The organism is Flavobacterium sp. KBS0721, from assembly GCF_002007065.3.
In the GTDB taxonomy this organism is placed as follows: domain Bacteria; phylum Bacteroidota; class Bacteroidia; order Flavobacteriales; family Flavobacteriaceae; genus Flavobacterium; species Flavobacterium piscis.
This window is the reverse complement of sequence record NZ_CP042170.1, coordinates 1964087-1990092: the sequence shown is the minus strand read 5'-3', so window position 1 is coordinate 1990092 and position 26006 is coordinate 1964087. Positions and strand designations below refer to the sequence as shown.

The following is a 26006-nucleotide window of genomic DNA, read 5'->3' as shown; positions in this document are numbered from 1 at the left end:
ATTTTCGTGTCAAGAGAAATTTAAAATGTAAAATCAGCAATCTAAAAATTAACTCATGCCCTTATCAATAATCAATTCGTTTGCCTCTTGGGTCCTGAAACAAAGGATACATCAAATAGAACTTTTTCTAAAATATCCCAACGAAGTTCAGGAAGAACTGCTGCATAATTTATTGACGGCTTCGGAAAACACGATTGTAGGAAAGAAATATGATTTTGAATCGATTACATCCTATGCCACTTTTGCTGAAAGAGTTCCTATCGCAACTTATGAAGAATTACAACCTTTAATAGAACGTACCCGTCAGGGCGAGCAGGGAGTTTTTTGGGAAACGCCTATAAAATGGTTTGCAAAATCGAGCGGTACTACGAATGCAAAAAGTAAATTTATTCCAGTAAGTAACGAGGCTCTTGAAGATTGTCACTATAAAGGAAGTAAAGATTTGCTTTGTTTGTATTTGAACAACAACGAAGACTCGGAATTGTTTTTAGGAAAAAGTCTTCGCTTGGGCGGAAGTTCTCAGATCTACGAAAATAACAATACTTTCTTTGGAGATTTATCAGCTATTTTGATTGAGAATATGCCAATCTGGGCTGAATTCAGCAGTACGCCAAGCAGCAAAACTTCGTTGATGAGCGAATGGGAAGCTAAAATTGCTGCCATCATAAACGAAACCAAAAACGAAAACGTGACCAGTTTTGCGGGTGTTCCTTCGTGGATGTTGGTTTTAATGAATAAGGTTTTAGAAAATACCGGCAAACAAAGCTTATTGGAAATTTGGCCTAATCTGGAAGTTTACTTTCACGGAGGCGTAAGTTTTTCTCCTTATAAAGAACAATACAAGAAAATTTTACCTAGTAAAGATTTCAAATATTACGAAATATATAATGCTTCTGAAGGTTTCTTTGCCATTCAGGATTTGAATAATTCCAGCGACTTATTACTGATGCTGGATTACGGCATTTTCTACGAATTTATATCCATGGATACCTTTGGAACTCCGGATCAAAAAGTAATTCGTCTGGCTGATGTTGAACTGAATAAAAACTACGCGATTGTCATTACAACCAATTCGGGTTTATGGCGCTATTTGATTGGTGATACGGTGCGTTTTACATCCTTAAACCCATACAGAATTCGTGTTACAGGCAGAACCAAACATCATATTAATGTTTTTGGCGAAGAATTAATGGTCGAAAATACCGATCAGGCTATTGCCAAAGCCTGCCAAATTACCCAAACTGAAGTGATTGATTATACGGTTGCCCCAATTTTTATGCAGGACAAAGAAAAAGGTGCACACGAATGGATGATCGAATTCAAGAAAAAACCGGCTGATGTTGGCCTTTTCCAGAAAGTGCTGGATGAAACTTTACAGACTCTAAACTCTGATTACGAAGCCAAACGCCACAATAATATGACATTGAATCCTTTGGTGATTAATGTGGCTCGTGAGAATTTGTTTTATGATTGGCTGAAAGAACGTGATAAACTAGGCGGACAGCATAAAATTCCGAGACTTTCTAATCAAAGGGATTATTTGGAGCAGTTGAAGGAGATGTGTGTGCTTAAACACTAATTTTACTAATTTTCACTAATTATGTCGCTGACGCGATCGCCTAGCTTGTGACTACATAGACCTAAAAAACTTCTACGAGTACAATGAACTCAGCTTAAAAATAAATTAGCAATGAAAAATAGCATACTACTGCTTTTTATCCTATTCACTCAAAGCCTGATATCTCAAAATATTGAACCACTAAGTCCAATTCAAAAAGTACTTTATGATTTTGAAACAGTTCAAGTAAAACCAGAATTTCCTGGTGGAAAAGAAAAATTTCTTGAATATGTACAAATAAATTTCAAAAAGTCAAACATTAATAAAAATATTAAAGGATCAATTCTTGCAAATTTTATTGTTGAAATGGATGGTTCGATAACGAATGTTGCAATTATAAAAGATGACGGGATCAAAACAGGAAAAACACTTAAGAGAATATTAGAAGAATCTCCGAAATGGCTTTGTGGAGAACACGAAGGATATCACGTTAGGACAAAAGTAGATTTTACTTTTGAGATAGATTAAATTCATTTCTATTAATTCCCTCCAGCTAAAGCAGGAGGCTATTCAAAATAAAACTTCTCGCTGGCGCGAATGTCTCGCTCGTGAGCAGAATAATTTTAAAAATTTTTTACTTTGCTATGCGTGTGTTCGATCGACACACTATAAGTATCCGCAACTTGTTGCTCTGAAAGAGCCTTAGCAATAGCATGGTGCGAAGCACTATGAATGAAAAACAATTATAATTTTTAAGCCCTGTAAGGGCGGAAGCCTAATTTCAAAAAGCATTTTTCACCATGTTTTACATGATGTACTGCTTTAAAACACCTTTTTCTTTGAATCTGTATTATCAATTTTCTTTTGCCCTTTCAGGGGCATTTCCCCTTTTAACTTAATTTGTAGTGCGTTGCACTACGCTATTGCTTTAGGGCTTTCAACCTATTTTTAAAAGTTTCGCACATTCATGGGAGACGCTCACAATAACATAATAGGTAGTCTTAATAGAAGCACAAATGACCCAAAATGAACTTATAAATACTAAATCGCATGAGGGATAGAAGTGGAAATCCTTTTGTGTCCGCCACGGCGAACACAAAAGATTACTTCGTCAGTTCGCTATCGCTCGTGTGGAACGGATAGCCCGACCCGGAGGGGCATGCCCATAAAAAAACCTTAGCTTTTATTAAAAAACTAAGGTCTAATTTATTTAGATTGTCGAGTTACTTGTGGAGATTTTTCGTTCCTCAAAATGACAAACTGTATATTTATTCGACACGTTACATTACATCATATCAATATATCGGTCGTGATATCCTAATAAGTATAAGACACCATCAAGACCTAAACTTGATATTGAAGTTGAAGCGCTTTCTTTTACTTTTGGTTTTGCGTGAAAAGCGATTCCTAATCCGGCTAAATTTATCATTGGCAAGTCATTGGCTCCGTCTCCTACTGCTATAGTTTGATTGATGTGGATTCCTTCTTTTTCGGCAATGGCTTTTAGGTATTCGGCTTTCTTTTGTCCGTCTACGATTTCGCCTAAATATTTACCGGTTAGTTTACCATCTTTGATCTCTAATCTATTGGCATGAACATAATCGATACCCAATTCTTTTTGCAGGTATTCTCCAAAATAAGTGAAACCTCCGGATAGAATTGCAGTTTTATAACCGTAATATTTCAGGGCTTTCATCAAACGATGCGCACCTTTTGTAATAGGTAAATTGATGGCAACATTTTGCAAAACATCTTCACTTAAACCTTCTAACAAAGCCATGCGCTGTTTGAAACTTTCGTTGAAATCTATTTCGCCATTCATTGCAGATTCTGTAATCGCACGAACCTGATCTCCTACTCCGTTTAGTTCTGCAAGTTCGTCGATAACTTCGGTCTGGATTAAAGTAGAATCCATATCGAAGCAAACCAAACGACGGTTTCGTCTGTAAATATTATCTTCCTGAAATGAAATATCGACGTTTAAAGTTCTTGAAATCTCCATGAAACTTGCTGTCATGATGATCTTATTTACAATTTCGCCGGTAACGGATAGCTGTATACAAGAACGCGGATATTCTTCTTTTTCTACAATAGAAGTTCTGCCTGTTAATCTGATAATAGAATCGATATTCAGGTTTTGATCTGACATTATTTTAGTTACCGCTGCCAACTGTGAAGCTGCCAGTTTCTCTCCTAAAATATTGATGATATAGCGTTGTTTTGATTGTGATTTTACCCAGGTTTCGTAATCTTCTACAGAAATTGGAATAAATTTTACCTTAACTCCTAATTCATAGGCTTTAAATAATAGGTCTTTTAGAACAGGACCTGAACTTGAACCGGCTTCGATCTCGAACAAAATCCCTAAAGAAAGTGTGTCATGAATATCAGCCTGACCAATATCTAAAATATTGGCATCGTAAGTAGCCAATACGGCTGTTAAACCTGCTGTTACTCCTATTTTATCATGTCCTGAAACTTTTAATAAAATAATCTCTTTACCTTCTATTGCCATTTTATCTATTGATTTTAAGAAGCGACAAAAATCGGCAATCTATTGTTGATAAAAAAGAATATTGTTTGTTTTTTTGAAAAGAAAAAGCACACAAGAATGCACTTTATTGAGTAATTTAACAATAATACTTTACTATCGAAATAACGTAACAAGTTAGGCTATTTTTTCCGCGACGAATTCACGAATTAAGTAATTAAAACTCGCGAATTCGTGGCGAATTATCTTCTGAATTATTTTATAGGTTCTGACTCATCAAAGTTCACCATCCAGCTTACTCCGAATTTATCTTTGAACATTCCGAAATAAGCGCCCCAAAAAGTCTTATTCATTGGCATGTAAATAAGTCCGTCTGCCGAAAGTCCGTTGAAGATTCTATCTGCTTCTGCTGCGCTTTCGACATTTATAGACACTGAAAAATTTCCTCCAAAAACTACGTCTCCGGATTGGTCGTTGCTGTCACTTCCCATTAAAATAGTATTTCCAATGGGTAACGAAACATGCATTACTCTATTAGCATCTTTCTCTGATATTTCGGCACAACCGCCATCTTCACCTGGAGGCATGTCTTTAAATTTTCCGATATATGGAAATTCTCCTCCTAAAACTGATTTGTAAAACAAAAATGCCTCTTCGCAATTTCCGTTAAAAATTAAATAAGGGTTTACTGATGTTGCCATGATTACTTATGGTTTGTTTATTGAAATTGCAATTTAGTTTTCAGAAAGCTCCTTCACTATTTCCAAGCCTTTCGGGAAAACTCCTTTAAAATAATCGATATACTTTTCGACTGTATCAACCTGAGCGACTAAATCTATAAATTCGTCATCCGGAGTTAATCGATAGGTTTCCATTGCCCCGCTCCACTTTTTTGTTTCTTCGGTAATAGGCAATTCTTTAAAGTCTTTTATTTCACCTAAATGTTTAAAAGCCATATATTCATTTGGAATTTTAGTTTCGATAATACTATACATTCCTTCTCCATTTGGCGACATGAAATGTACTTTATCGCCTTGATTCCAATCCGTTATGGTATACGATCCTTCACAAAAAACTCCTGTCCATTTTTTATAAGTTTCATCATTCCATAAAACCGACCACACTTTTTCGGCCGGAGCTTTGATTCTGATTTTAAATTCTAATGTTTCCATAATTATGATAATTTACTAAAATCCATAAATAAAACATTCCAACGATGACCGTCTAAATCTGAAAAACCAAAGCCATACATCCAGCCTTGGCTTTCTGCCGGAGGGGAAAAAATGGTTCCGCCGGCTTCTTCGACTTTTTTTGCTAATTCATCAACTTCTGAAGCACTTTCGGCATCAATCGAAATTAAAACTTCTGAACTTGATTGCGTATCTGTCAGTTTGTTTTGAGAGAAACTGGTAAATAACGATTCTTCAAAAAGCATAACAACAAAATGAGAATCACCTACCACCATACATGTTGAACTAGGCGTATCATGTTGCTCATTAAAAGAAAAACCGATTTTCCAGAAAAAATCTTTTGATTTTGCCACATCCTTAACTGGCAAATTCAGCCATATTTGTTTTGTCATAGTTTTTTGTTGTTTGTTGTTTTTATTGTTTTGCCACAAAGACACTAAGTCACAAAGTTTTTTTTGCTAAACTTTTAACCTTTGGACCTCCAAAAAAAACTAATTTTGCTCTACATAACTTTTAAAATTATCCAGGATTGCATTCCAGCCTCCTTGTTGCATTTCGTCTGAATTTTGAGTTTCAGGATCAAAACTTTGTATAATTTCTACTCCGTCCGGGGTTTCTGTAAAAGTAATTTCGACTTTTCTTCCGTCTTCTAATACATATTCAATTGCTTTATTTTTTTCTACCAAAGTATATTCACCTCCAAGATCAAAACTCATGCTGCCATCTTTTGCTGCCATAGTCGATTTGAATTTTCCGCCTTCTCGTAAATCATTTTCCGCATAAGGTGTATGCCATTCTGCCGAAGCAAAACTCCAGTTCTTAATATGTTCAGGTTGTGTCCAAAATTCCCAAACTTTGTCTATCGATGCATTAATCGTATTTTGTACTGTTATCATTGTGTTTTTCTTAAATTTATACTAGTTAATACATAAACTTACAAAATTTATTAAACAAATTTAAAATATTACAGAAAGCTTTAACATACATAAAAAGCCAACTTTAGGGTCATTTAAGACAATTTAACTATTTTTGTATGTTATCATTTTTCTAAAACCAGAGATCATCATGAGCAAGAAAGTAGGTTTAATTGTACCGCACGACTATAAATTATTAAGCATAGCTGCGATTTTAGAAGTTTTTGAAACGGCCAATAAACTTTCTAAAGGAGATAAATATTTTGAAATTATGATATTTCAATCTTCAGAACAAATCAACGAAGAACGTTTGTTTGGTTACGAAGTGAAAGCTATCGAAGTTTCAGCCCAAGTTTTAGATCTCATTTTGATTCCTGCTTTTACCACAGACAATATGAGCGAAATGATCGCCAAGAACAAGAATTTTATTCCCTGGCTGAAAAAACAACATCAGTCCGGAGCCGAATTGGCGAGTTTTTGTACTGGCGCATTTTTGTTTGCGGCTTCAGGATTATTAAACGAAAAACTGGCTACAACTCATGTCGATGCCTGTAGTGCGTTTACAAAAGCTTTTCCGTTGGTAAAACTAAAAGCCGAAGAAACTCTAACGGCAGATGGCAGTTTATATACCAGCGGCGGCTCAACCTCAACCTTTCATTTATTGATTTTACTGGTTCAGAAATATTGCGGAAACGAGATTGCTGTTCAAATCGCCAAAATTTTCTCGATCGACTTAAACCGATACAAACAGAGCTATTTTAGTACTTTCAGGCCCAATCATTTGCACAACGATACTTTGGTTGCGATGTTGCAGCAAAAAATAGAAAGTCAGTATCACACCATCGAAAAACTGGAAGAAATCACCAAAGATATCCCCACAAGTGCCCGAAACATGACACGACGATTCAAACAAGTTACAGGAATTCCGCCTATTGAATATTTACAAAATATAAGAGTCGAAAGTTCTAAGAAATACTTGGAACAAACCCAGCTTACGATTTCGGAAATTATCGAAAAAACAGGGTATAATGATCCAAAGGCTTTCCGTAAAGTATTCTTTAAAATGGTGGGCATGAAACCCATAGAATATCGGGAAAAATTTAGAGTGCAGTAATTTTTTTCAGGAGCAGAAATTCGGTTTTCAAAAGACGTCCTGTCCTGCTCTCCACTATATCTTTTGCTGTGAACCCCACAGCAAAAGGATGTCGTTTCGATCAGGGCTATACGAGAACTTTTTATTTTTAGAAGACAATCAGGTTGGGAAGTTAAAACTACCTCAAGACTTAATAATCCACATCAGGACTTTTTTATTTTCTTTCAGGAGCTTATCAATTTCTTTCATATCAACATTTGAAACCGCAGGACAACCCCAGCCTTCCGGAGTTCCTTTGGGATATACTTCTTCGCTTGAAATTGCTTCCCAGGAATGCAATACTATCGCCCGGCTTCTGGCATGCGAATTTGTCTTTTCTTTTCCCTGCAAAACATAATTCACTTTTATCCCCCACTGACTTACTCCACGATCCAGAATAATAAATTTACCTATCGAAGAACAATGCGAATCGAACTCATTACTTATTGGTGCATTTTCTTTCGACATCGTTGCTCCCCAGCTATTATCGCCACAACCGTGACTTACCATATATGATTTTGTTATTTTATTCTTTTTAAAATCATACACAAAAAATCTCTTTAAGCCGGAATGTATCCCTAAATCGATTAGGAAAAATGTATCCTGATTGAGATTATTGCGTTTGCAATATTGTTGAGCTTCTTTATAATAAGTACTGTAATCAATGTCTTTGATTTCGCTACGAGGTTTTTCTTTAGAAGTAATTTCGACTGCTTTTTCGGGCTTAAAAACGCTTGCTTCTCGCTTTTCTGTATTGTTTGTACAGGACAACATCAAAAACAAACTTATGATGAGGAATATTTTTTTCATAATGCCAATTTACATAAAAACTGAAACGAAAAGAGTGTGAAAAAAGCATAAAAAAACCTACTCAAATAAAGGAGCAGGTTTTAGGTAAACTTTGTCAAATTTTTGAACTTTGACAAAGTAATATCAAGATTTACGAAGCAATTTCCATTCGCTTCAATAAATTTTTATTCAAAGTATGTTTTGCATAATCTTTATCGATTGTCAAAACTTTATCATCTGAACTTGGTAATTCGTACATCGCATCTGTTAAGATAGCTTCACATAACGAACGTAATCCACGAGCTCCTAATTTGTATTCTAACGCTTTATCAACAATAAAATCTAATGCTTCATCTGAAATATTAAATTCAACATCATCCATTAAAAATAATTTTTGATATTGTTTGATTAAGGCATTTTTAGGTTGTGTCAAAATCGCACGTAAAGTTTCTCTGTCAAGAGGATCCATATGAGTTAAAACCGGCAAACGACCGATAATCTCCGGAATCAAACCAAAATCTTTAATATCTTTTGGAATAATATATTGCAATAAATTGTCTTTGTCGATGTTATCTACATTTTTAGAAGTAGAATAACCAACAGCCTGACGGTTCAAACGTTTAGAAATAATGCGTTCCACTCCATCAAAAGCTCCACCGGCAATAAACAAGATATTCTGCGTATTTACCTCAACAAATTTTTGATCCGGATGTTTACGTCCACCTTTTGGTGGCACATTAACAACAGTTCCTTCTAATAATTTCAGTAAAGCTTGTTGTACACCTTCTCCAGAAACGTCACGAGTTATAGATGGATTATCGCTCTTACGGGCAATTTTATCAATTTCATCAATAAATACGATTCCTCTTTCTGCTTTGGTTACATCATAATCAGCAGCTTGTAGCAAACGTGTCAAAATACTTTCGACATCTTCTCCTACATAACCTGCTTCTGTAAGTACAGTCGCATCCACAATAGCCAAAGGAACATCTAACATTTTGGCGATAGTTTTAGCTACCAATGTTTTTCCGGTTCCGGTTTGACCTACCATAATGATGTTACTTTTTTCAATTTCTACTTCATCGTCTAATTGCTGTTGCATTAAACGTTTGTAGTGATTGTAAACAGCAACTGACATTACTTTTTTTGTCTGATCCTGACCAATAACATACTGATCTAAGAAAGCTCTGATTTCTTTTGGTTTCTTTAAAATTAAGTCGCCAACTAATTTCGCGCTTCCGCTTGATTTTAATTCTTCTAATACAATTCCGTGTGCTTGTTCAATACACTTATCACAGATATGTGCATTAATACCTGCAATCAATAAATTGGTTTCTGGCTTTTTTCTTCCACAAAACGAACATTCTAATACTACTTTAGCCATTCTTATTTAGTTACTAAGCGACAAAGTTACTAAGTTTTTGAGATTTATCACTAAAACCTCAAAAACTTAGCAACCTATTAACTTATATTTTTGTTTCAAGTTTTTAAAAAAGGTTTCAAGTTTCAGGTTTGCTTCGCCAGTTCGGCTTGCAGCCTCGGGTCAAGTTTGCTTTGTTAACTTGAAACCTGAAACTTGAAACAAATTTTTAACTAGAAAATTATCCTCTTCTCAATACTTCATCAATCATTCCGTATTCTTTTGCTTCGTCAGCTTTCATCCAGTAATCACGTTCACTGTCTTTGTGCACTCTTTCAAAAGATTGTCCTGAATGTTGAGAGATGATGTTGTATAATTCATCTTTTAGTTTCAACATTTCACGTAAGTTGATTTCCATATCAGTTGCAACACCTTGTGCTCCTCCTGATGGCTGGTGAATCATTACTCTTGAATGTGGTAAAGCCGAACGTTTTCCTGCAGCTCCTGCACATAATAATACCGCGCCCATTGAGGCTGCCATACCGGTACAAATTGTCGCAACGTCTGGTTTGATGTATTGCATGGTGTCGTAAATTCCCAATCCTGCGTAAACGCTTCCTCCTGGAGAATTTAGATAAATTTGAATATCTTTTGATGCATCAGCACTTTCTAAAAATAATAACTGAGCCTGAACGATATTCGCGATTTGGTCGTCGATACCAGTTCCTAAAAAGATAATTCTGTCCATCATTAATCTTGAAAACACGTCTAATTGAGAAACATTCAACTGACGCTCTTCGATAATGTATGGAGTCATGTTTGTTGGGTTCATCGCTGCTACGATTTTATCGTAATACATTGCGTTTACTCCTTGGTGCTTTGTAGCAAATTTTTTGAATTCTTTACCGTCGTTCATATTTTAAGTGTTCTAAGTTTTACGTAATATCTGTATATTCTTCCATCAAAGGTTATACCTCTTTATAAAGAATGTCAATTTGTCTTAGTTTTTTGTTTCAAGTTTAATTTTGTTTCAGGTTTCAAGTTTTTGAACTTGCTTCTTAAATAGCCCAGATAGCAGTGAAAAGCTTTTTGAATTCCGTTTTTTAGTTTTTTTTATTCTTGGAAAGCGACTGAAAGAAGCTCTTGCAAGAATAAAAAAAACTTAAACGGAAGAAAAAACTTGTAACGAATAGCTGGATTAGCTTCTGAAAAGTAATCAAAAATAAATTAAAACAAAAGAGCGTCAGGAAAAAACTTCCCGACGCTCAAATATATTTATTGTTTTAGAAATTATTCTCCGTAAGACGCAGCGATAAATTCTTCGTAAGTTACTTCTTTAGTTGTTGGATTTGCTTTTTCTTTGAACACTTCCAATAATTTTTCAGCAACAACTTGCTCAGATAATCTTTTTACTTCTTCCTGGTTAGATAAAACTCTAGCCACGATTCCCTGAACTTCTTCGTCAGTTGGGTTTGTTTGACCAAATTGAGCCATTTGTTGTCTGATCGCGTTTGTTGTAAAAGCTTTCAAATCTTCAAATGTAATTTGGATATTACTTTGAGCCATTGCTTTTCCTTCGATTAATTGAAAACGTAAACCTTTTTCAGATCTTGCGTATTCAACTTCAGCTTCTTCTGCAGAAAGTTTTTTCTCTCCAACAGTTTGTAACCATTTTTTAAGGAATTCAGCTGGTAAATCAAATTTTGTGCTTTCGATCAAGAAATCCTGAACGTCTAATAATAATTTTTGGTCAGCTTGCTGTGCGAATTGCGCCTCAGCATCTTCTTTAATTTTAGCTTTTAAGTCTTCTAAAGAAGCTACTTTTCCTTCACCAAAAAGTTTATCAAAAAGCTCTTGGTTTAATTCAGCCAATTCAGCTCCGTTGATCGCTTCAATAGTAAAGTTTACTTCAACATCTAAACCGTGAACGTCATCATGAGCTACTTTTAAATAATCCATTAATTGGTGATCGTCTTCGAATAAACCTTTTGTGCTTACTGTTACAACATCTCCAACTTTTTTACCAATGAATTTATCTCCGGCAGCTTTCTTGAAAGTAGCTACAGAAATTGTAGTTGTATTGTTAATCCCTTTTTCTTCGTTAGCGAAAGTTCCGGTTAAATCAGAATCAGCTTCAACTTTATCTTGTGGAATTGCTTTTCCGAATTGTTTTTGGATACGCTCTACTTGCCCGTCGATTAATTTATCATCAGCAGTAACGATATATTTTACGATATTATTCTTTGCTTCTAAATCAATTTCGAAGTTAGGAACCAAACCAATTTCGTATTCGAAAGTTAGTTCTTCAGCATCCCAATCAAAGTTTTCGTTTTCTTTAGCAAGAGGAGTTCCTAAAAGATTTAATCTTTCAGATTGAACAAAACGCTCTAAAGCCAAATCCACTACTTTTTTAACTTCTTCCTGCTTAATAGCTTTTCCGTATTGTTTTTCAACAAGGTCTTTAGGAACTTGTCCTTTTCTAAAACCTTTTACGGTAGCCAATGGCATTTTTTCGTTTATTCTTTTTGCTACCTGACCTTTATAATCCATGTGAACAACGTTTAATACAATCGTTTCATTCACAGCGTCTATTACTACTCTTTTAATATCCATCTTCTTTCTTTAATTTACATAATAAAATTGGGTTGCAAAATTATAAAATTTTTGCAACCCAACCAAGTTTTTAATCTATTGTATTTGAAGCGGTTTTTAACTCGCTTAGATTTCGATTTTATTTATCGTCTCCTAATATTTTATAAGTAATAGACTGAAGGATAGATAGTATAACACTAAAGATCAATGCGGTCCAGAAGGAATCGACTGCAAAACCTCCTACAATATTGGTGCATAACAAAATAATGATGGCATTAATTACCAATAAAAATAAACCTAAAGTTATAAATGTTACGGGCAAAGTAAGAATAACTAATATTGGTTTTATAAAAAGATTTAGTAATCCTAAAACAATTGCAACGATTACTGCCGTGCCAAAACTCGCAACATGTACGCCAGTTAAAAAATTAGCAATTAACAACACCAAGGCCGCAGTAACAAGGAGTCTAAGTAATATTTTCATATTTTTTGAATTTAAAATTTTAATAAAAGTAATAAAATTTTGCAACAGGCTTTGTTTGTCAGGCTACTTTTATGGATGACACGCTGAGATTATAATTAAATATGCTGATAAACAACTGACACATCACAATTTAGTTTCTCTTTAAATTCGCTTATAAAACTATCTTCAAATTCAGGCCAATTCCAAAATGTAAAACCCAAATCGCTAAAACCCCATTCTGGTGTAAACTTAAATTGATGAATATCTGCCGCAATATTACAGAACGGGCAAATTAGATCATCATTTACCTCGTACCAATTATTAAAAAAATCCCAATCTTCTTTTGCAATATCTTTTTTGCAATTAGGACAAATACATTCTTCTATTCCTGTTTCGCCTGTATCAAATATTTGTCGGGAAGTTATAACATCAAGTCCATTCGAAATAAGAAAATAAGGAAGTTCGTCAGGAAAGGAAACAATTTGTTTTGCACCATCAGAAATCGCATAACCTTTATCAGCACTTAAAATACAGTTTGAAAGTTCAGGTTTAACAATATCTTTTGATATTAACCATTGTAAAATTTCTTTTGCTTTAGCTTGACTACCATGATAAGCTGACTTTCTGCAAACTATAGATATACTATGATCACTCATTTCCTTTTTCTTGAACTTTATAAAACTATTACTCTTTTAAAAATTCTGTTGTTAATTCGAAAAACAATTTAGGATTTTCGGCGTGAAGCCAATGTCCTGCATTTGGAATTGTTTCGAATTTAACGTTTGGAAATTGCTGACGTATAGCGTCAAAATCAGCATCCTGAATATATCCGGAATTTCCTCCGCGAATAAATAACGTTGGTTTATCGAAAACCAAATTCTCATTTAAAGCTTTCCCGATAGCATCCAGATTATTATTGAAAGCGGTTAGATTAAATCGAAAAGCCAATTGTCCCGGTTCCTGCCAATATAAATTTTTCAACAAAAACTGGCGCGTTCCAAAATCGGCAACATATTCTGACAAAGTTGCTTCGACATCATTACGGCTGGGTTTTACAGAAAAGTCAACAGCATTTAAACCTGCCAAAATATCCTGATGGTGTTGTTTGTAAAATCTTGGACCAATATCGGCGACAATCAATTTATCTACAATTTCAGGATGAGTGGTGGCAAAAAGCATGGCTACTTTTCCTCCCATAGAATGACCTAAAATATCGATTTTAGTCAATTGATTTGCCTGGCAATATTCAAATACGTCCTGCACCATGGCTTCATAACTCCATTCGTCTGAATGAAAACTACGGCCATGATTTCGTAAATCTAAAATATGAACCTGAAATCCGGCTTCTACATATTGTCCTGCTAATGTTTTCCAGTTATCAGACATTCCTAAAAATCCGTGCATGATGACAAATGGTTTTCCTTCGCCTTCTATTTTTGAGTATAACATTATTTTTTATTTTATTCTTTGTGAATCTCTGTGAAAACTTTGTGAATCTCCGCGAAATAGCTGTTACACAGAGACTCGCAAAAATATTACTTCAATTTATTCAAATACATATTCACTACATTATCCAATCCAAGATAAAGGGCTTCTGTAATTAAAGCGTGACCAATGGAAACTTCTAATAAACCTGGAATATTTTGTTTGAAGAACTGAATATTATCTAAACTTAAATCGTGTCCGGCATTAATTCCTAAATCTAATTCATTGGCCAATTCTGCAGCTTTCACGTAAGGGTCAATTCCGTTCTTGTTTCCTAAGTCATATTGATGTGCAAAAGCTTCGGTATACAATTCGATGCGATCAGTTCCTGTTTTTTTTGCTCCTTCGATAATATCCAAAACAGGATCAACAAAAATAGACGTTCTGATTCCGTTACGCTGAAATTCCTGAATCACTTCGGTCAAATACGATTGATTTTTTATCGTATCCCAGCCCGCAGAAGATGTAATTGCTCCAATGGCATCCGGAACCAATGTTACTTGCGTTGGTTTGCATTCTAAAACTAAATCGATAAAATTATGCTGTGGATTTCCTTCGATATTATATTCAGTATGAACGATTGCTTTTAAATCGCGTGCATCCTGATAACGAATATGGCGCTCATCCGGACGTGGATGAATTGTAATTCCCTGGGCTCCGAATTTCTGAATATCAGTGGCCACTTTTAGTAAATCAGGAACATTTCCTCCTCGTGCATTTCGAAGGGTTGCAATTTTATTGATATTTACACTTAACTTTGTCATATAAATAGATAATTAATTCTAGTAACACTATATTTGTTACGACAAAAATACAAAGTAAAACGAAGCAGTTTTTGCTATTTTTTGATTATTTTGCATCAAATATCCTTAACAGATTTATGACAGAAATTACAAACTATATCACCAATGATTTCAGAGCGATAGATAGTCAGGAAACGATAGCCTCGGTTCAGGACTTTTTTGCTGATTTGAATTTTTCGCATTTTCCGGTTTTGGAAAATGGAATTTTCATTGGAAGTATCGCTGCTGATGATGTCGAAACTTTTGACACAGATAAAAAAGTTATTGATTACAAATACACTCTGGAACGATTTTTTGCCCGAAAATCAATGATGTGGCTCGATGTTTTAGAAGTTTTTGCAAAGAATCATACTAATGTAGTATCGGTTCTTGATGAAAATAATGCCTACATTGGATATTATGAAATGGAGGATATCATGAAGTTTTTTCAGGAAACTCCATTTTTAAAAGAACAAGGAGGCATCATTATCGTTCAAAAAGGACTTTTAGATTACTCTATGGGTCAGGTAACTCAAATTGTAGAAAGCAACAATGGTAAAATCCTGGGCTGCTTTGTATCTGAAGCTGATCTCGAAAATGTACAGATTACCATAAAAATTGGCGTTGGCCCAATGAATGAAATTATTCAGACCTATAGAAGATATGGTTATGAAATTATTTCGGAACATCAGGAAGATGCTTATATTAATAGCCTGAAAGAACGCTCAGATTACTTAGACAAGTACCTTAACATATAGCATAATTTAGAAAATGTGCCAATAAGAAAATTAGATCATTAATTTGTCTGATTTTCTAATGGTTAAATTTTCCAATTTACTCATTTACCACATTATCTAATTGACTCATTATCTAATTACAAAGAATGAAAGTAGCCATTTACGGACAGTATTATCAAAATAGTACCGAACCTATTATTAAAGATATCTTTATATTTTTCAATACCAATAATGTCGAAATGGTAATTGAAGAAAACTTTCTGAAAATGCTTTACGAAAAACAACTTATTAAAAAAGAATACAAAACTTTTTCGGCAAGTACTTCTTTAGATAATAGTTTTGAAATGCTGATTAGTATTGGCGGTGACGGAACTATTTTGAGAGCTGCAACTTTAGTTCGCAATTCTGGTGTTCCAATATTAGGAATAAATGCAGGACGATTAGGATTTCTGGCAACTGTACCTAAAGAAAGTATTGATAATTTTCTTCAGTTTGTAATTGATAAAAACTACACTATTTCTAATAGAACTTTACTTAGTTTAACTTGTGAACCAAAAAACGATGCAATCGAAGAGAATCTGAATTTTGCCATGAATGAAGTGACCGTGAGCCGAAAAGATACCACATCGATGATTACGGTTGATACTTATTTAAATGATGAATATTTAAACTCTTATTGGGCAGATGGTCTTATCATTTCTACTCCTACCGGTTCTACCGGATATTCGTTAAGTTGTGGAGGACCAATTTTAACTCCAAATGTCGAAAGCTTAGTCATTACACCAATTGCTCCACATAATTTAAACGCCAGGCCTCTTGTAATACCCGATAATACAGAGATCAAACTTCGTGTTTCAGGAAGAGAAGACCAATATTTAGTTTCATTAGATTCCAGAATTGCTTCGGTAAAAAACGAATCAGTTTTAACAATTTGCAAAACAAACTTTAAAATAAATATGATCGAAATTCCAGGTGAAACTTTCTTAAAAACCTTACGAAATAAATTACTTTGGGGAGAAGATAAGAGAAATTAAGACCTTTTCTAATTTCCCACTATACGATAATACCACATTTTGCCGTTCTGCATGTATCGAATCATCATTAAATGTCTCAAAATCATATTGTAAATTTAAAAAAAAGCACATTTAACTAAAGGAACGTTGATTCGTATCGATAATTATTATATTTGCACGCAATTTTGAATTAAATGAAGAAAATTTTTAATTTATTGTTATGTTTTTTCCCCTTTATTACACTAAATGCTCAAATCAATGAGATTGGTGTTTTTGTTGGTGGAAGCAACTTTGTTGGTGACGTAGGAAGCACTACTTATATTGCACCTGAAAAACTGGCTATTGGTATTTTGTATAAATGGAACAAAAGTCCGCGCCATGCGTATCGTTTTTCCTATACGCAATCTACAGTAGCGGGAAATGATCTTGACTCAAAAGAAACAGGACGAAACATGAGAGGGTATAGTTTCGAAAATAAAGTAAAAGAACTAGCTGCAGGACTGGAATTTAATTTTTTCGATTTTAATCTTCATGATTATCATACAAAAGTGACTCCTTATATATATTCGGGATTAAGTTTTTTTATGTATGATCAGTTATATCGCAACATAACAAATCCAAATGTGATGCAAAAGCAAAGCGGAAATTCACTTGCTATACCTATTATATTAGGGGTAAAATCGAATATAGCACCGCACTGGGTTTTAGGCGCCGAAGTTGGAGCCCGTTATACTTTTACAGATAATATTGACGGAAGTAACCCCAATACAAACAGTGCAAACGTACTAAAATTTGGAAATTTAAATAATAATGACTGGTATGTGTTTTCAGGTATCACTTTAACTTATACCTTTGGACAAAAACCTTGCTATTGCGCATATTAATAAAATGAATTTACTAGACTCTATAGATCAGACAAACTTACCCAAACATTTGGCCATAATTATGGACGGAAATGGCCGTTGGGCAAAACAACAAGGTTTTTTAAGAGCATTTGGTCACGAAAACGGAACAAAATCTGTAAAAAAAACAATTACAACTTGCGCCAAACTTGGTATTGAATATTTAACGCTATATGCTTTTTCTACAGAAAATTGGAATCGTCCTAAACTGGAAGTAGACGCATTAATGAAAATATTAATCAATTCATTAAAAAAAGAGCTTGTTACTTTACAGGAAAACAACATCAAACTTAATGCAATTGGTAATATTGATAAATTACCAAAATCAGCTCAAAAAGAGCTATTAGATGTAATTGACAAAACAAAAAATAATACACGTCTTACTCTAACCCTGGCTTTAAGTTACGGATCAAGAGAAGAATTGGTAAATGCTGTGAGAATCATCAGTGATAAAGTTAAAAATAATATAATTTCAATAGACGCTATTGACGATTCAATTATAAATGAGCATCTTTACACGCAAAATTTACCTGACGTAGATTTATTAATACGAACAAGTGGAGAACATAGAATAAGTAATTTTTTGTTGTGGCAAATAGCCTACGCAGAATTGTATTTTACTAACGTCTTGTGGCCAGACTTTAAAGATCAAGATTTATATGAGGCTATTATTAGTTATCAAAAAAGAGAACGTAGATTTGGAAAAACCAGTGAACAAATTAAATAATATTTTAGTGTTACAAAAAAGAGTACAAATAGTCCTTACCCTATTACTTTTGGGTAGTTTTTCACAAATTAAAGCACAAGATAGAGTTCCTTTTGATCAGGGAAAAAAATATATTCTTGCTAAAGTTTCTGTTGTTGGTAAAATAAGCTTCAATGAACAAACTGTTGTTACCTTTTCAGGCCTTCAAAAAGGTCAGGAAATAGCCGTACCTGGTGAAGAAATCAGTGGCGCAATTAAAAAATTAGGAAAACTTGGCCTATTTGATGAAATTGCATTTTATGTAAATAAAATCGAAAATGACAGTATTTATTTAGACCTTAACATTGTTGAGCTTCCTAAACTAAATGAAGTAAAATTCGTTGGGGTCAAGAAAAGTAAAGTCGAAGGACTAATTAAGGACAATAATTTGACCAAAAATAAAATTGTCAACGAAAACTTAATTACGACAACCAAAAATTATATAGAAAACAAGTACAAAAAAGACGGATTCTATAACACTAAAGTTACCATTACGAATACTCTTGATACCGTTAATGGTCATCACGTAAACATGCTCGTTAGGGTAGATAAAGGTGACAAAGTAAAAATCAGCAGTATCGATTTCATTGGAAACAAACAACTTACCAGCTCACAATTGAGAGCTGCTATGAAAGATACAAAGCAAAAAAATATACTTCGTATTTTAAAATCTTCAAAGTTTATTCCTGAAAAATACAAAACCGACTTAGAAAAAGTTGTCGCTACTTATAAAGAAAAAGGATATCGTGATGCACGTATTATTTATGATTCTGTTACTTATAACAAGAAGAAAAATATGCTTGCCATTAAAATAAAGATGGAAGAAGGAAACAAATATTATTTTGGTAATATTAAATTCCTTGGAAATACTGTTTATCCGGATCAATTATTGAGCCGCTATTTAGGAATTAAAAAAGGAGAAACGTATAACGGAGTTTTACTTGAAAAACGTATCGCCGACAAAACAAAACCTGATGCAGAAGATATTACGAATTTATACCAAAACAATGGTTATTTGTTCTCGAATATCAATGCCGTAGAGGTAAAAACAGTAAATGATACTATCGATTTTGAAATTAGAGTTACAGAAGGGCCTATTGCTTATTTTAATAAAATATCTGTAGTAGGAAACGACAAAACAAATGACCACGTTATTTACCGTGAGCTTAGAACTAAGCCAGGTGAAAAATACAGTAAAGAACAATTGGTTAGAACTATTCGTGAAATTGGACAATTGGGATTCTTTGACCCTGAAGCAATTGACCCAAAATTCAAGAATGTTGATGCCAGTGCAGGAACTGTTGATATTGAATATCATGTTGTAGAAAAAGGATCCAGCCAGGTTGAACTTCAGGGAGGTTATGGTGGTGGAGGTTTCATTGGAACCTTAGGATTATCTTTTAACAACTTCTCTGCCAGAAATATATTCAACAAAGAGTCTTATAAGCCATTACCAATGGGAGATGGACAAAAAGTATCGCTTCGTTTACAAGGAAGTACTTATTTCCAGACCTATAGTATCTCTTTCTCAGAACCATGGTTTGGAGGTAAAAAACCAGTACAATTTAGTTCATCTATATCGTATAGTAAACAATTCTTAAACAATTATGCGACAAGAAGTGTAGATAAGAGCAAAAGCTTTAACATCTTAACATTACAAGTAGGTTTAGCAAAACGTCTTACTGTACCGGATGATTATTTTGTATTATCACAATCTGTGAGTTACCAACACTATGACTTAAATAATTACAACACAGGATTATTTACTTTTGGTAACGGAGCGTCAAGAAACTTAGCATATACAATTGGACTTTCAAGAAGTAATAAAGGTCTTAACCCGATATTCCCAACTTACGGTTCAGACTTTAGTATTTCTGCAAAAGTAACACCTCCTTATTCATTATTTAATGGTATTGATTACGGAAATTTACAAAACGAAAAAGAATACAAATCACAATATACAGGTGCACCCACTTCAGGTGCAGACGGGCAACCTCTTAATACAGGTGATTACGTAAAAACTGTAAGTATAAACGGCGGACAACCAGGAACTGTAAGTGTTGGATCTGATTATGCCAGCGCTGATACTGATCAGGGGAAAGTCGATCAAAAGAAATACAACTGGTTAGAGTATTATAAAATTAAATTTAAAGCAGATTGGTATACTAAACTATATGGTAAATTAGTTCTTAGAACATTAACGGAGTTTGGTTTCTTAGGGGCTTATGATCAAACAAGAGGTGTTGTACCGTTTGAACGTTTCTATTTAGGAGGAGACGGAATGCAGAGTTACTCAATGGATGGTCGAGAAACTATCGGATTAAGAGGTTATGAAAATAACTCATTGACTCCTGTAAATGCAAACAATGAGCAAATTGGAGCAACGATCTATAACAAATTCTCTATGGAGCTACGTTATCCAATTACATTAAAATCATCTGCATCGATCTATGCGTTGGCCTTTTTAGAAGCTGGTTCATCATACCCTACTTTTAAAGCTTACAACCCATTTGACCTTTATCGTTCTGCTGGTGTTGGTTTACGTGTATTCATGCCTGCTTTTGGATTATTAGGTATTGACTGGGGTTATGGTTTTGATCCTCAACCGGGAGAAACTAAAGCACATGGTAAAGAAATTCACTTTATTATTGGACAACAGTTTTAGTAGAAATTTTAGTACATTTGTTTGAAATTTTCAAATAGACTAATATCATGAGAAAACAATTTTTATTTATATTTTTAGCTGTGATTGTAGCACATACAAGTCAGGCTCAGACGAGAACGACAAGGATTGGCTATATCGACATGGAATATATTCTAGAAAATGTTTCAGATTATAAAGAAGCTAAAGCTCAGTTAGAGTTAAAAGCCCAAAAGTGGAAACAAGATATAGAAGCTAAAAAACTAGACATCAACAAACTTAAAGAGGGACTTAAAGCAGAGAGAGCTTTGCTTACCAAGGAACTTATTGATGAAAGGGAAACAGAAATTAAATTTCTGGAAGATGAAATGCTGACGTATCAGGAGAAGCAATTTGGCGCTAACGGAAACTTGATCCATCAAAAAGCATCATTGGCAAAACCTATACAAGATCAGGTTTTTACAGCAGTTCAGGATATAGCCGAAGCTAAAAATTACGATTTTGTCTTTGATAAATCATCAGATTTAACCATGCTTTTTAGTAATAAAAGATTTGATATTAGCGATCAGGTTATACGTGTTTTGAATAGAACTGATAAGCGTGAGCAATTGACCAAAAAACAATTGAAAGACCAGGAAGCTAAAGAAAAAATCGAAAATGCTATTGATGAAAATCCGGCAATGCAGGACAGACAAAAAGTATTAGATGAAAAAAGAGCTGCCAGAGAAAAATTAATTGAAGACAGACGTTTAGAGCAGGAAGCTAAGAAAAAAGAATACGACGATCGAAGAAAAGCAATTGCAGCTGAAAGAGAAGCCAAAAAAAATGGCACGGTTTCTGAACCAGCTAAAACAGAAGCAACCAAAACTGCTACTGACGCAACAGCAAAACCTGCCACAACAACAGGGACTGAACCAACAACTACAGTACCCGCAGTTGACAAAGCAGCAGAAAGACAAAAACTTTACGAAGAACGTAAGAAAGAATTAGAAGAAAGAAGGAAGAAAATTTTAGAAGAACGAGAAGCGGCTAAAAAAGCAAAAGAAGCCGAAACACAAAAATCAAATACGACCAATAATTAATTAATATTTTTAAAAATGATGAAACAAATCAAAACTTTACTAATTGCTGCGATACTAATTTTAGGAGCAAGTAACACAATGAACGCACAGGCTAAGGTAGCTCATGTTGATGTTAGCGAGATTATGTCGAAAATGCCTGCAATGCTGGATGCACAAAACCAATTACAAAAATTAAGTGGTACATACGATGCAGAATACAAAAAAATGGTTGACGAATACCAAGTAAAAATCAAAAAGTACGAAGGTGAAGCTGCAACTGTAACTGAAGCTGTAAACACAGAGCGCTCTAAAGAGGTTCAGGACATGCAAAAAAGAATTGTTGACTACAGAGACAACGCTCAAAAAGAATTACAACAAAAAGAAACTGACATTGTAAAACCATTAATGGAAAAAGTTAGAGCTTCTATCCAAAAAGTTGGAAAAGCTAAAGGTTTCCAATATGTATTAGATGGTTCTACTCTTTTATTATCTGATGGTCCAAACTTGACTGCTGATGTAAAAAAAGATTTAGGATTCTAAAAAACAGATTCCTTAAAATAAAAAAACTGCTTAAACCTGTAATGGATTTAAGCAGTTTTTTTTTACATTTAATTAAAACTAAGAAACAATAATATTCGAACATTTCACGTAAATTGGAATACTAATTTATTTCAAAAAACACTAAATTTGTATCATGACGAATAACAATCCTATAGGCATTTTTGATTCCGGTATTGGAGGAACTTCCATCTGGAGTGCCATTCACCACTTACTTCCAAACGAAAAAACGATTTATTTAGCTGATAGTAAAAATGCTCCTTATGGTCAAAGAACAAAAGAAGAGATTGTAGCACTTAGCAAAAAGAATGTTGATTTTTTACTTGAAATGAATTGCAAACTTATTGTCGTAGCATGCAATACCGCGACAACAAATGCTATAGTAGAACTTCGTGCAGATTATGATATCCCATTTATAGGAATTGAACCGGCAATAAAACCCGCTGCCAATAACTCAAAAACGCAAGTAATTGGCATCTTAGCCACTAAAGGAACTTTGAACAGTGAGCTATTCAATAAAACAGCCGAAATGTTTCAGAACACTAAAATAATTGAACAAGTAGGCTACGGACTTGTGCAGCTTATTGAAGACGGCAATTTAAATTCCCCGGAAATGACTCAATTATTAGAATCATATCTAAAACCTATGATCGATGCTAATATCGATTATCTTGTTTTGGGATGCAGCCATTACCCCTATCTAATTCCTCAAATAAAAAAAATCCTGCCAGAGCATATTCAGATTATTGATTCCGGAGAAGCTGTGGCAAGACAAACTCAAAATATTTTGCGTGAGAGAGTTGGTTTTACTGACAATCAAAAAAGTGAGCCAGTATTTTATGTAAACTCAAATCCTGAGGTTTTAAAATCAATTTTAGAATATAGATATCCTGTGATTCAAAAAGACTTTTAGTCCTTAATCTATTTTTCGCTTAATAAACCATATACCGTCTAATGATAAATTGAGAGATAATTTATGATAGTTTTCTTTTATTAAATTGTTTGAAATACTTCCTTTTTGTCCGTACGAATATGAAATATTCAAGGCTGAATAAGTATTTTCAAGTGGCAAAGAAAGTCCAAAAGAAACCGCTGCATTATTGACTCGTTTTCCGTCGACTTCCAGGTAGCCGGTATCAAAATTTACCCCAGTTGCGTATTGAATTCTATCCCAATATTTTCGAACATTCTTTTGATTTTTATACGTAAATCCAAGTGCGAATCGATCCTGATTAACAAAATTGCCATATAATTCTGATTGATTACTGTTACTCCACAAACTTTTTTCGTAATCTAATGTCAGGTTGAGGTTATTTTTAAAACGTTTACTGATCCCAATACCCATTTCTAAAGGCATGTAATAATCATCTGTATCTGATGCTGCATTAGACTCTACGGTAGTAACTACATCATCTGCAATAGTCTGAACCGTTTGCACCTTTGATGCTTTTATTTGGGCCGGTAACTTAAAAGTAGTAGCAATGGTAAAAGTAGAATCGATTTTATATTGCGCTCCTACTGTACCACGCCAACCATTATAAGTTGTTTTTTTCTGAATACTGGTAACCGAATTCGAAATCAAAAAGCTTCTGTCGTCACTTGTATTTCCAAACAATACAGCTGCCGATGCTCCTACAGATAATTTCTTCCCTAATCGATATCCGTATGAAAAATCAAAATTATTTAATCCACCAGAACCTGCCGCAGTTAAATAGTAATAATCCTGGCTATTTTCTATAGGTATTTGTAAGTTTGAAATTTTAAATGCAGCACTCGAATAAGGTCTTAAAGCAATACTAAATCCGGAATTTTTAGTAACCGGAAAGGCAAATGCAATATGCGAAAATTGGAAATTATTGCGGCTTTCGCTTTTCGAACTGTTTTGGTACGTTGTTGTAATAGCCTTTCCTCCTATATCAAACATAAAATGATTTTGAGGTAAATATCCTAATGATGCCGGATTGAGATTATTTATAAAAGTATCTGATGGCAAAGCAATTCCCGATGAACCAATTGACGGAATTATACCAAAATCAGCATCGTATATACTACCTACTCCATATAACGAATAAGGCGAACTTGAAATACTTTGCGAAAACGAAGTTAGCGACAATACCATGAAGCAACTTAAATACACTATTTTACTTTTCATTTAATAAGAGATGTAATAAATTTTAAGCTGGATTTTATTGTTTAAGTTTTTTTGATCACCTAAAACAATTCGATCTACGGCTTTAGAAATTGAAGGCAATGTTAGAATAAGAGACGATCGGGAATCAGTACCTTTGAGCATTTCTTTCTGTAAAAAAGTGCCAATTGGAATTGTATAGCCAATGTTTTCATTAAACTCATCACTTTTTTTATTGAGAATACCAAAAACTGCGGTTCCAGCAGAATTTACTAATGAACCGCTCAACCTGTTCAAATTATCGGCCACATAAATTTTTAAGGAATCTGCCAGAGGATAATTTTGAGAATAGGTATTGCTAACGGGTTTTAGAAGAATCTTAGCATCTACAATAGCCCCATTTGCCGCTATTTTTTTAAGCTGTTTGATATTCGGAAAATCGATTCTACAAGCGACACCTGCACCGGATTGAATAAATCCCTGCCTATTTGTTACTGTACTCGAAAGCTTACTGCTGGATATAGGTAGATTTTCAAGCAAAGTACCTGTTTTGTCGGATGCAATGGCATTGAATTGTTTTGAAGCATCAATAATAGTAAAATCCAGTATAAAAGGAACCTCTTCAGTATCTGCTTGATATTTTGAATAATATAACCTGACTTTGCTTGTTGTTACGTGAAAACCAATAACGCTGGCAGAATTTGAAGTTGCCGGAACAAGAACCAGGCCGTTTAGGTATTCATTAAAACTATCAAAATCTGTAATTTCTCTTTTCTTTAATTTCTGAAACAGAGCAGCGCCAAAAACATCATTCATTTTAATGTTGACAGAGTCTTTTTCAATTGGTCTGGGTTTATAAGATATTGTTCCTAAACTTTCATCACTATAACTTAAAGCCGAATTATTATAGAAGCTTTTATCCTCAGTATTGGGCTTTACTTTTTGAGTTAGTCGGTGAATATTAAAAGTTTGCACCTTTGTAGTATCACCATAATAATAGTTATCATATTTTAGAATCATAGAAATAGAATCAAAAACATAATTGGTCGTTTCTGTATCAGAACCGCTGCTATTTAATACATACGAATTTGAGGCCAATTGAAAATAACTGTTCGATTTTACTTTCCCAAAAATTGGATCTTCATAATTCCCTATCAAAATGCGGTTTTGACTAGAAGTAACAAGAGAGTCGAAATTTATCGTAGACATCTCGACTGTAACGGTATCAATTAAAATGACTTTATTACCCACAGCAAGATAATCTGACCCTACAACAAATTCGCCGGCATCAGAATCAGTTCCGCATGAAATTACGGTTACTGCCAAAAACAACATCAATATAAACTTGTGCATATTCAATTTTTTGAACAAATATAAATTGCACTCCCCTGCACTACACTATAACATATACAACCAAGCGTTTTTAGACTATAAAAAGCAAAAAACGATCTACAACACATTAATA

The 26006-nt window shown here is 34.1% G+C and carries 26 protein-coding genes; 11 read left to right on the top strand and 15 right to left on the bottom strand.

Features of this window, described 5'->3' with window-relative positions; genetic code table 11:
• Nucleotides 1-55: 55 nt before the first annotated feature.
• Both B0M43_RS08730 and B0M43_RS08725 read left to right on the top strand, forming a co-directional pair.
• Nucleotides 56-1579, top strand: coding sequence for a GH3 auxin-responsive promoter family protein (locus tag B0M43_RS08730; protein WP_078008655.1), 1524 nt, complete (start codon nucleotides 56-58; stop codon nucleotides 1577-1579).
• A gap of 111 nt (nucleotides 1580-1690) precedes the next feature.
• Nucleotides 1691-2086, top strand: coding sequence for a hypothetical protein (locus B0M43_RS08725; protein WP_078008656.1), 396 nt, complete (start codon nucleotides 1691-1693; stop codon nucleotides 2084-2086).
• Between the two features lie 757 nt (nucleotides 2087-2843).
• Here the strand turns inward: B0M43_RS08725 and serB are convergent.
• The 5 genes from serB to B0M43_RS08700 all read right to left on the bottom strand — a co-directional run bounded on the left by serB (nucleotide 2844) and on the right by B0M43_RS08700 (nucleotide 6135).
• Entirely contained in the window at nucleotides 2844-4073 is a 1230-nt protein-coding gene (gene serB, locus B0M43_RS08720) for a phosphoserine phosphatase SerB (protein WP_065452086.1), read from the bottom strand.
• Nucleotides 4074-4303: 230 nt separating this feature from the next.
• Complete coding sequence (locus B0M43_RS08715) at nucleotides 4304-4750, bottom strand: VOC family protein (protein WP_078008657.1); 447 nt, start codon at nucleotides 4748-4750, stop codon at nucleotides 4304-4306.
• 33 nt (nucleotides 4751-4783) lie between these two features.
• Nucleotides 4784-5221 (bottom strand): ATPase, encoded by a 438-nt coding sequence (locus tag B0M43_RS08710; protein ID WP_078008658.1) that lies wholly within the window; start codon nucleotides 5219-5221, stop codon nucleotides 4784-4786.
• A 2-nt stretch (nucleotides 5222-5223) separates the two neighbouring features.
• Nucleotides 5224-5631, bottom strand: coding sequence for a VOC family protein (locus B0M43_RS08705; RefSeq protein ID WP_078008701.1), 408 nt, complete (start codon nucleotides 5629-5631; stop codon nucleotides 5224-5226).
• A 99-nt stretch (nucleotides 5632-5730) separates the two neighbouring features.
• The gene (locus B0M43_RS08700) at nucleotides 5731-6135 is read right to left on the bottom strand and encodes an SRPBCC family protein (RefSeq protein WP_065452082.1); all 405 of its coding nucleotides are present in this window, start codon (nucleotides 6133-6135) and stop codon (nucleotides 5731-5733) included.
• A gap of 169 nt (nucleotides 6136-6304) precedes the next feature.
• Here B0M43_RS08700 and B0M43_RS08695 point away from each other — a divergent pair, with 169 nt between their 5' ends.
• The gene (locus B0M43_RS08695) at nucleotides 6305-7267 is read left to right on the top strand and encodes a GlxA family transcriptional regulator (protein WP_078008659.1); all 963 of its coding nucleotides are present in this window, start codon (nucleotides 6305-6307) and stop codon (nucleotides 7265-7267) included.
• Nucleotides 7268-7429: 162 nt separating this feature from the next.
• On the opposite strand, the gene B0M43_RS08690 is transcribed toward B0M43_RS08695, so the two are convergent.
• The 8 genes from B0M43_RS08690 to B0M43_RS08655 all read right to left on the bottom strand — a co-directional run bounded on the left by B0M43_RS08690 (nucleotide 7430) and on the right by B0M43_RS08655 (nucleotide 14738).
• Entirely contained in the window at nucleotides 7430-8095 is a 666-nt protein-coding gene (locus B0M43_RS08690) for a murein L,D-transpeptidase catalytic domain-containing protein (RefSeq protein WP_078008660.1), read from the bottom strand.
• A 130-nt stretch (nucleotides 8096-8225) separates the two neighbouring features.
• Nucleotides 8226-9458, bottom strand: coding sequence for an ATP-dependent Clp protease ATP-binding subunit ClpX (gene clpX, locus B0M43_RS08685; RefSeq protein WP_065452079.1), 1233 nt, complete (start codon nucleotides 9456-9458; stop codon nucleotides 8226-8228).
• A 217-nt stretch (nucleotides 9459-9675) separates the two neighbouring features.
• Nucleotides 9676-10350, bottom strand: coding sequence for an ATP-dependent Clp endopeptidase proteolytic subunit ClpP (gene clpP / locus B0M43_RS08680; protein ID WP_078008661.1), 675 nt, complete (start codon nucleotides 10348-10350; stop codon nucleotides 9676-9678).
• Between the two features lie 374 nt (nucleotides 10351-10724).
• Nucleotides 10725-12047: a trigger factor gene (locus B0M43_RS08675; protein ID WP_078008662.1), complete on the bottom strand. Its 1323-nt coding sequence runs from the start codon at nucleotides 12045-12047 to the stop codon at nucleotides 10725-10727.
• A gap of 118 nt (nucleotides 12048-12165) precedes the next feature.
• Nucleotides 12166-12510, bottom strand: a complete 345-nt coding sequence (locus tag B0M43_RS08670; RefSeq protein ID WP_065452076.1) for a phage holin family protein — start codon at nucleotides 12508-12510, stop codon at nucleotides 12166-12168.
• Between the two features lie 95 nt (nucleotides 12511-12605).
• Complete coding sequence (locus B0M43_RS08665; RefSeq protein WP_078008663.1) at nucleotides 12606-13145, bottom strand: hypothetical protein; 540 nt, start codon at nucleotides 13143-13145, stop codon at nucleotides 12606-12608.
• A 28-nt stretch (nucleotides 13146-13173) separates the two neighbouring features.
• Entirely contained in the window at nucleotides 13174-13938 is a 765-nt protein-coding gene (locus tag B0M43_RS08660; protein ID WP_078008664.1) for an alpha/beta fold hydrolase, read from the bottom strand.
• An 86-nt stretch (nucleotides 13939-14024) separates the two neighbouring features.
• Nucleotides 14025-14738 carry a pyridoxine 5'-phosphate synthase gene (locus B0M43_RS08655; RefSeq protein WP_078008665.1) on the bottom strand — a complete coding sequence of 238 codons (714 nt, stop codon included), beginning with the start codon at nucleotides 14736-14738 and terminating at the stop codon, nucleotides 14025-14027.
• A 116-nt stretch (nucleotides 14739-14854) separates the two neighbouring features.
• On the opposite strand from B0M43_RS08655, the gene B0M43_RS08650 reads away from it, so the two are divergent.
• The 8 genes from B0M43_RS08650 to murI all read left to right on the top strand — a co-directional run bounded on the left by B0M43_RS08650 (nucleotide 14855) and on the right by murI (nucleotide 23326).
• Entirely contained in the window at nucleotides 14855-15514 is a 660-nt protein-coding gene (locus B0M43_RS08650) for a CBS domain-containing protein (protein ID WP_078008666.1), read from the top strand.
• A 125-nt stretch (nucleotides 15515-15639) separates the two neighbouring features.
• A complete protein-coding gene (locus tag B0M43_RS08645) occupies nucleotides 15640-16527 on the top strand; it encodes an NAD kinase (protein ID WP_065452071.1) in 888 nt (295 codons plus the stop codon).
• A gap of 173 nt (nucleotides 16528-16700) precedes the next feature.
• Nucleotides 16701-17390 (top strand): DUF6089 family protein, encoded by a 690-nt coding sequence (locus B0M43_RS08640; RefSeq protein ID WP_078008667.1) that lies wholly within the window; start codon nucleotides 16701-16703, stop codon nucleotides 17388-17390.
• A gap of 4 nt (nucleotides 17391-17394) precedes the next feature.
• Nucleotides 17395-18135: an isoprenyl transferase gene (locus tag B0M43_RS08635; RefSeq protein WP_065452214.1), complete on the top strand. Its 741-nt coding sequence runs from the start codon at nucleotides 17395-17397 to the stop codon at nucleotides 18133-18135.
• Nucleotides 18068-20818 (top strand): outer membrane protein assembly factor, encoded by a 2751-nt coding sequence (locus B0M43_RS08630; RefSeq protein ID WP_078008668.1) that lies wholly within the window; start codon nucleotides 18068-18070, stop codon nucleotides 20816-20818. The genes B0M43_RS08635 and B0M43_RS08630 overlap by 68 nt, the downstream gene beginning before the upstream one ends.
• Before the next feature lie 47 nt (nucleotides 20819-20865).
• Nucleotides 20866-21876 (top strand): OmpH family outer membrane protein, encoded by a 1011-nt coding sequence (locus tag B0M43_RS08625; RefSeq protein ID WP_078008669.1) that lies wholly within the window; start codon nucleotides 20866-20868, stop codon nucleotides 21874-21876.
• Nucleotides 21877-21891: 15 nt separating this feature from the next.
• Entirely contained in the window at nucleotides 21892-22395 is a 504-nt protein-coding gene (locus tag B0M43_RS08620) for an OmpH family outer membrane protein (RefSeq protein WP_174548800.1), read from the top strand.
• 154 nt (nucleotides 22396-22549) lie between these two features.
• Nucleotides 22550-23326, top strand: coding sequence for a glutamate racemase (gene murI / locus B0M43_RS08615; protein ID WP_078008670.1), 777 nt, complete (start codon nucleotides 22550-22552; stop codon nucleotides 23324-23326).
• 3 nt (nucleotides 23327-23329) lie between these two features.
• Here murI and B0M43_RS08610 read toward each other — a convergent pair whose 3' ends face one another.
• Together B0M43_RS08610 and B0M43_RS08605 are read right to left on the bottom strand one after the other, a co-directional pair.
• Complete coding sequence (locus B0M43_RS08610) at nucleotides 23330-24565, bottom strand: aromatic hydrocarbon degradation protein (RefSeq protein WP_078008671.1); 1236 nt, start codon at nucleotides 24563-24565, stop codon at nucleotides 23330-23332.
• The gene (locus tag B0M43_RS08605) at nucleotides 24566-25894 is read right to left on the bottom strand and encodes a DUF4270 family protein (protein ID WP_246860213.1); all 1329 of its coding nucleotides are present in this window, start codon (nucleotides 25892-25894) and stop codon (nucleotides 24566-24568) included.
• Between the last annotated feature and the right edge of the window lie 112 nt (nucleotides 25895-26006).

Bases quoted from the DNA above. Each gene is read 5' to 3' on its own strand.
- B0M43_RS08730 (WP_078008655.1), top strand. From the start codon at position 56: ATGCCCTTATCAATAATCAATTCGTTTGCCTCTTGGGTCCTGAAACAA.
- clpX (WP_065452079.1), bottom strand. From the start codon at position 9,458: ATGGCTAAAGTAGTATTAGAATGTTCGTTTTGTGGAAGAAAAAAGCCA.
- B0M43_RS08725 (WP_078008656.1), top strand. From the start codon at position 1,691: ATGAAAAATAGCATACTACTGCTTTTTATCCTATTCACTCAAAGCCTG.
- B0M43_RS08690 (WP_078008660.1), bottom strand. From the start codon at position 8,095: ATGAAAAAAATATTCCTCATCATAAGTTTGTTTTTGATGTTGTCCTGT.
- B0M43_RS08625 (WP_078008669.1), top strand. From the start codon at position 20,866: ATGAGAAAACAATTTTTATTTATATTTTTAGCTGTGATTGTAGCACAT.
- B0M43_RS08620 (WP_174548800.1), top strand. From the start codon at position 21,892: ATGATGAAACAAATCAAAACTTTACTAATTGCTGCGATACTAATTTTA.
- B0M43_RS08640 (WP_078008667.1), top strand. From the start codon at position 16,701: ATGAAGAAAATTTTTAATTTATTGTTATGTTTTTTCCCCTTTATTACA.
- B0M43_RS08700 (WP_065452082.1), bottom strand. From the start codon at position 6,135: ATGATAACAGTACAAAATACGATTAATGCATCGATAGACAAAGTTTGG.
- murI (WP_078008670.1), top strand. From the start codon at position 22,550: ATGACGAATAACAATCCTATAGGCATTTTTGATTCCGGTATTGGAGGA.
- B0M43_RS08705 (WP_078008701.1), bottom strand. From the start codon at position 5,631: ATGACAAAACAAATATGGCTGAATTTGCCAGTTAAGGATGTGGCAAAA.
- B0M43_RS08655 (WP_078008665.1), bottom strand. From the start codon at position 14,738: ATGACAAAGTTAAGTGTAAATATCAATAAAATTGCAACCCTTCGAAAT.
- clpP (WP_078008661.1), bottom strand. From the start codon at position 10,350: ATGAACGACGGTAAAGAATTCAAAAAATTTGCTACAAAGCACCAAGGA.
- B0M43_RS08645 (WP_065452071.1), top strand. From the start codon at position 15,640: ATGAAAGTAGCCATTTACGGACAGTATTATCAAAATAGTACCGAACCT.
- B0M43_RS08715 (WP_078008657.1), bottom strand. From the start codon at position 4,750: ATGGCAACATCAGTAAACCCTTATTTAATTTTTAACGGAAATTGCGAA.
- B0M43_RS08610 (WP_078008671.1), bottom strand. From the start codon at position 24,565: ATGAAAAGTAAAATAGTGTATTTAAGTTGCTTCATGGTATTGTCGCTA.
- B0M43_RS08650 (WP_078008666.1), top strand. From the start codon at position 14,855: ATGACAGAAATTACAAACTATATCACCAATGATTTCAGAGCGATAGAT.
- B0M43_RS08665 (WP_078008663.1), bottom strand. From the start codon at position 13,145: ATGAGTGATCATAGTATATCTATAGTTTGCAGAAAGTCAGCTTATCAT.
- B0M43_RS08675 (WP_078008662.1), bottom strand. From the start codon at position 12,047: ATGGATATTAAAAGAGTAGTAATAGACGCTGTGAATGAAACGATTGTA.
- serB (WP_065452086.1), bottom strand. From the start codon at position 4,073: ATGGCAATAGAAGGTAAAGAGATTATTTTATTAAAAGTTTCAGGACAT.
- B0M43_RS08605 (WP_246860213.1), bottom strand. From the start codon at position 25,894: ATGCACAAGTTTATATTGATGTTGTTTTTGGCAGTAACCGTAATTTCA.
- B0M43_RS08635 (WP_065452214.1), top strand. From the start codon at position 17,395: ATGAATTTACTAGACTCTATAGATCAGACAAACTTACCCAAACATTTG.
- B0M43_RS08630 (WP_078008668.1), top strand. From the start codon at position 18,068: ATGAGGCTATTATTAGTTATCAAAAAAGAGAACGTAGATTTGGAAAAA.
- B0M43_RS08695 (WP_078008659.1), top strand. From the start codon at position 6,305: ATGAGCAAGAAAGTAGGTTTAATTGTACCGCACGACTATAAATTATTA.
- B0M43_RS08660 (WP_078008664.1), bottom strand. From the start codon at position 13,938: ATGTTATACTCAAAAATAGAAGGCGAAGGAAAACCATTTGTCATCATG.
- B0M43_RS08670 (WP_065452076.1), bottom strand. From the start codon at position 12,510: ATGAAAATATTACTTAGACTCCTTGTTACTGCGGCCTTGGTGTTGTTA.
- B0M43_RS08710 (WP_078008658.1), bottom strand. From the start codon at position 5,221: ATGGAAACATTAGAATTTAAAATCAGAATCAAAGCTCCGGCCGAAAAA.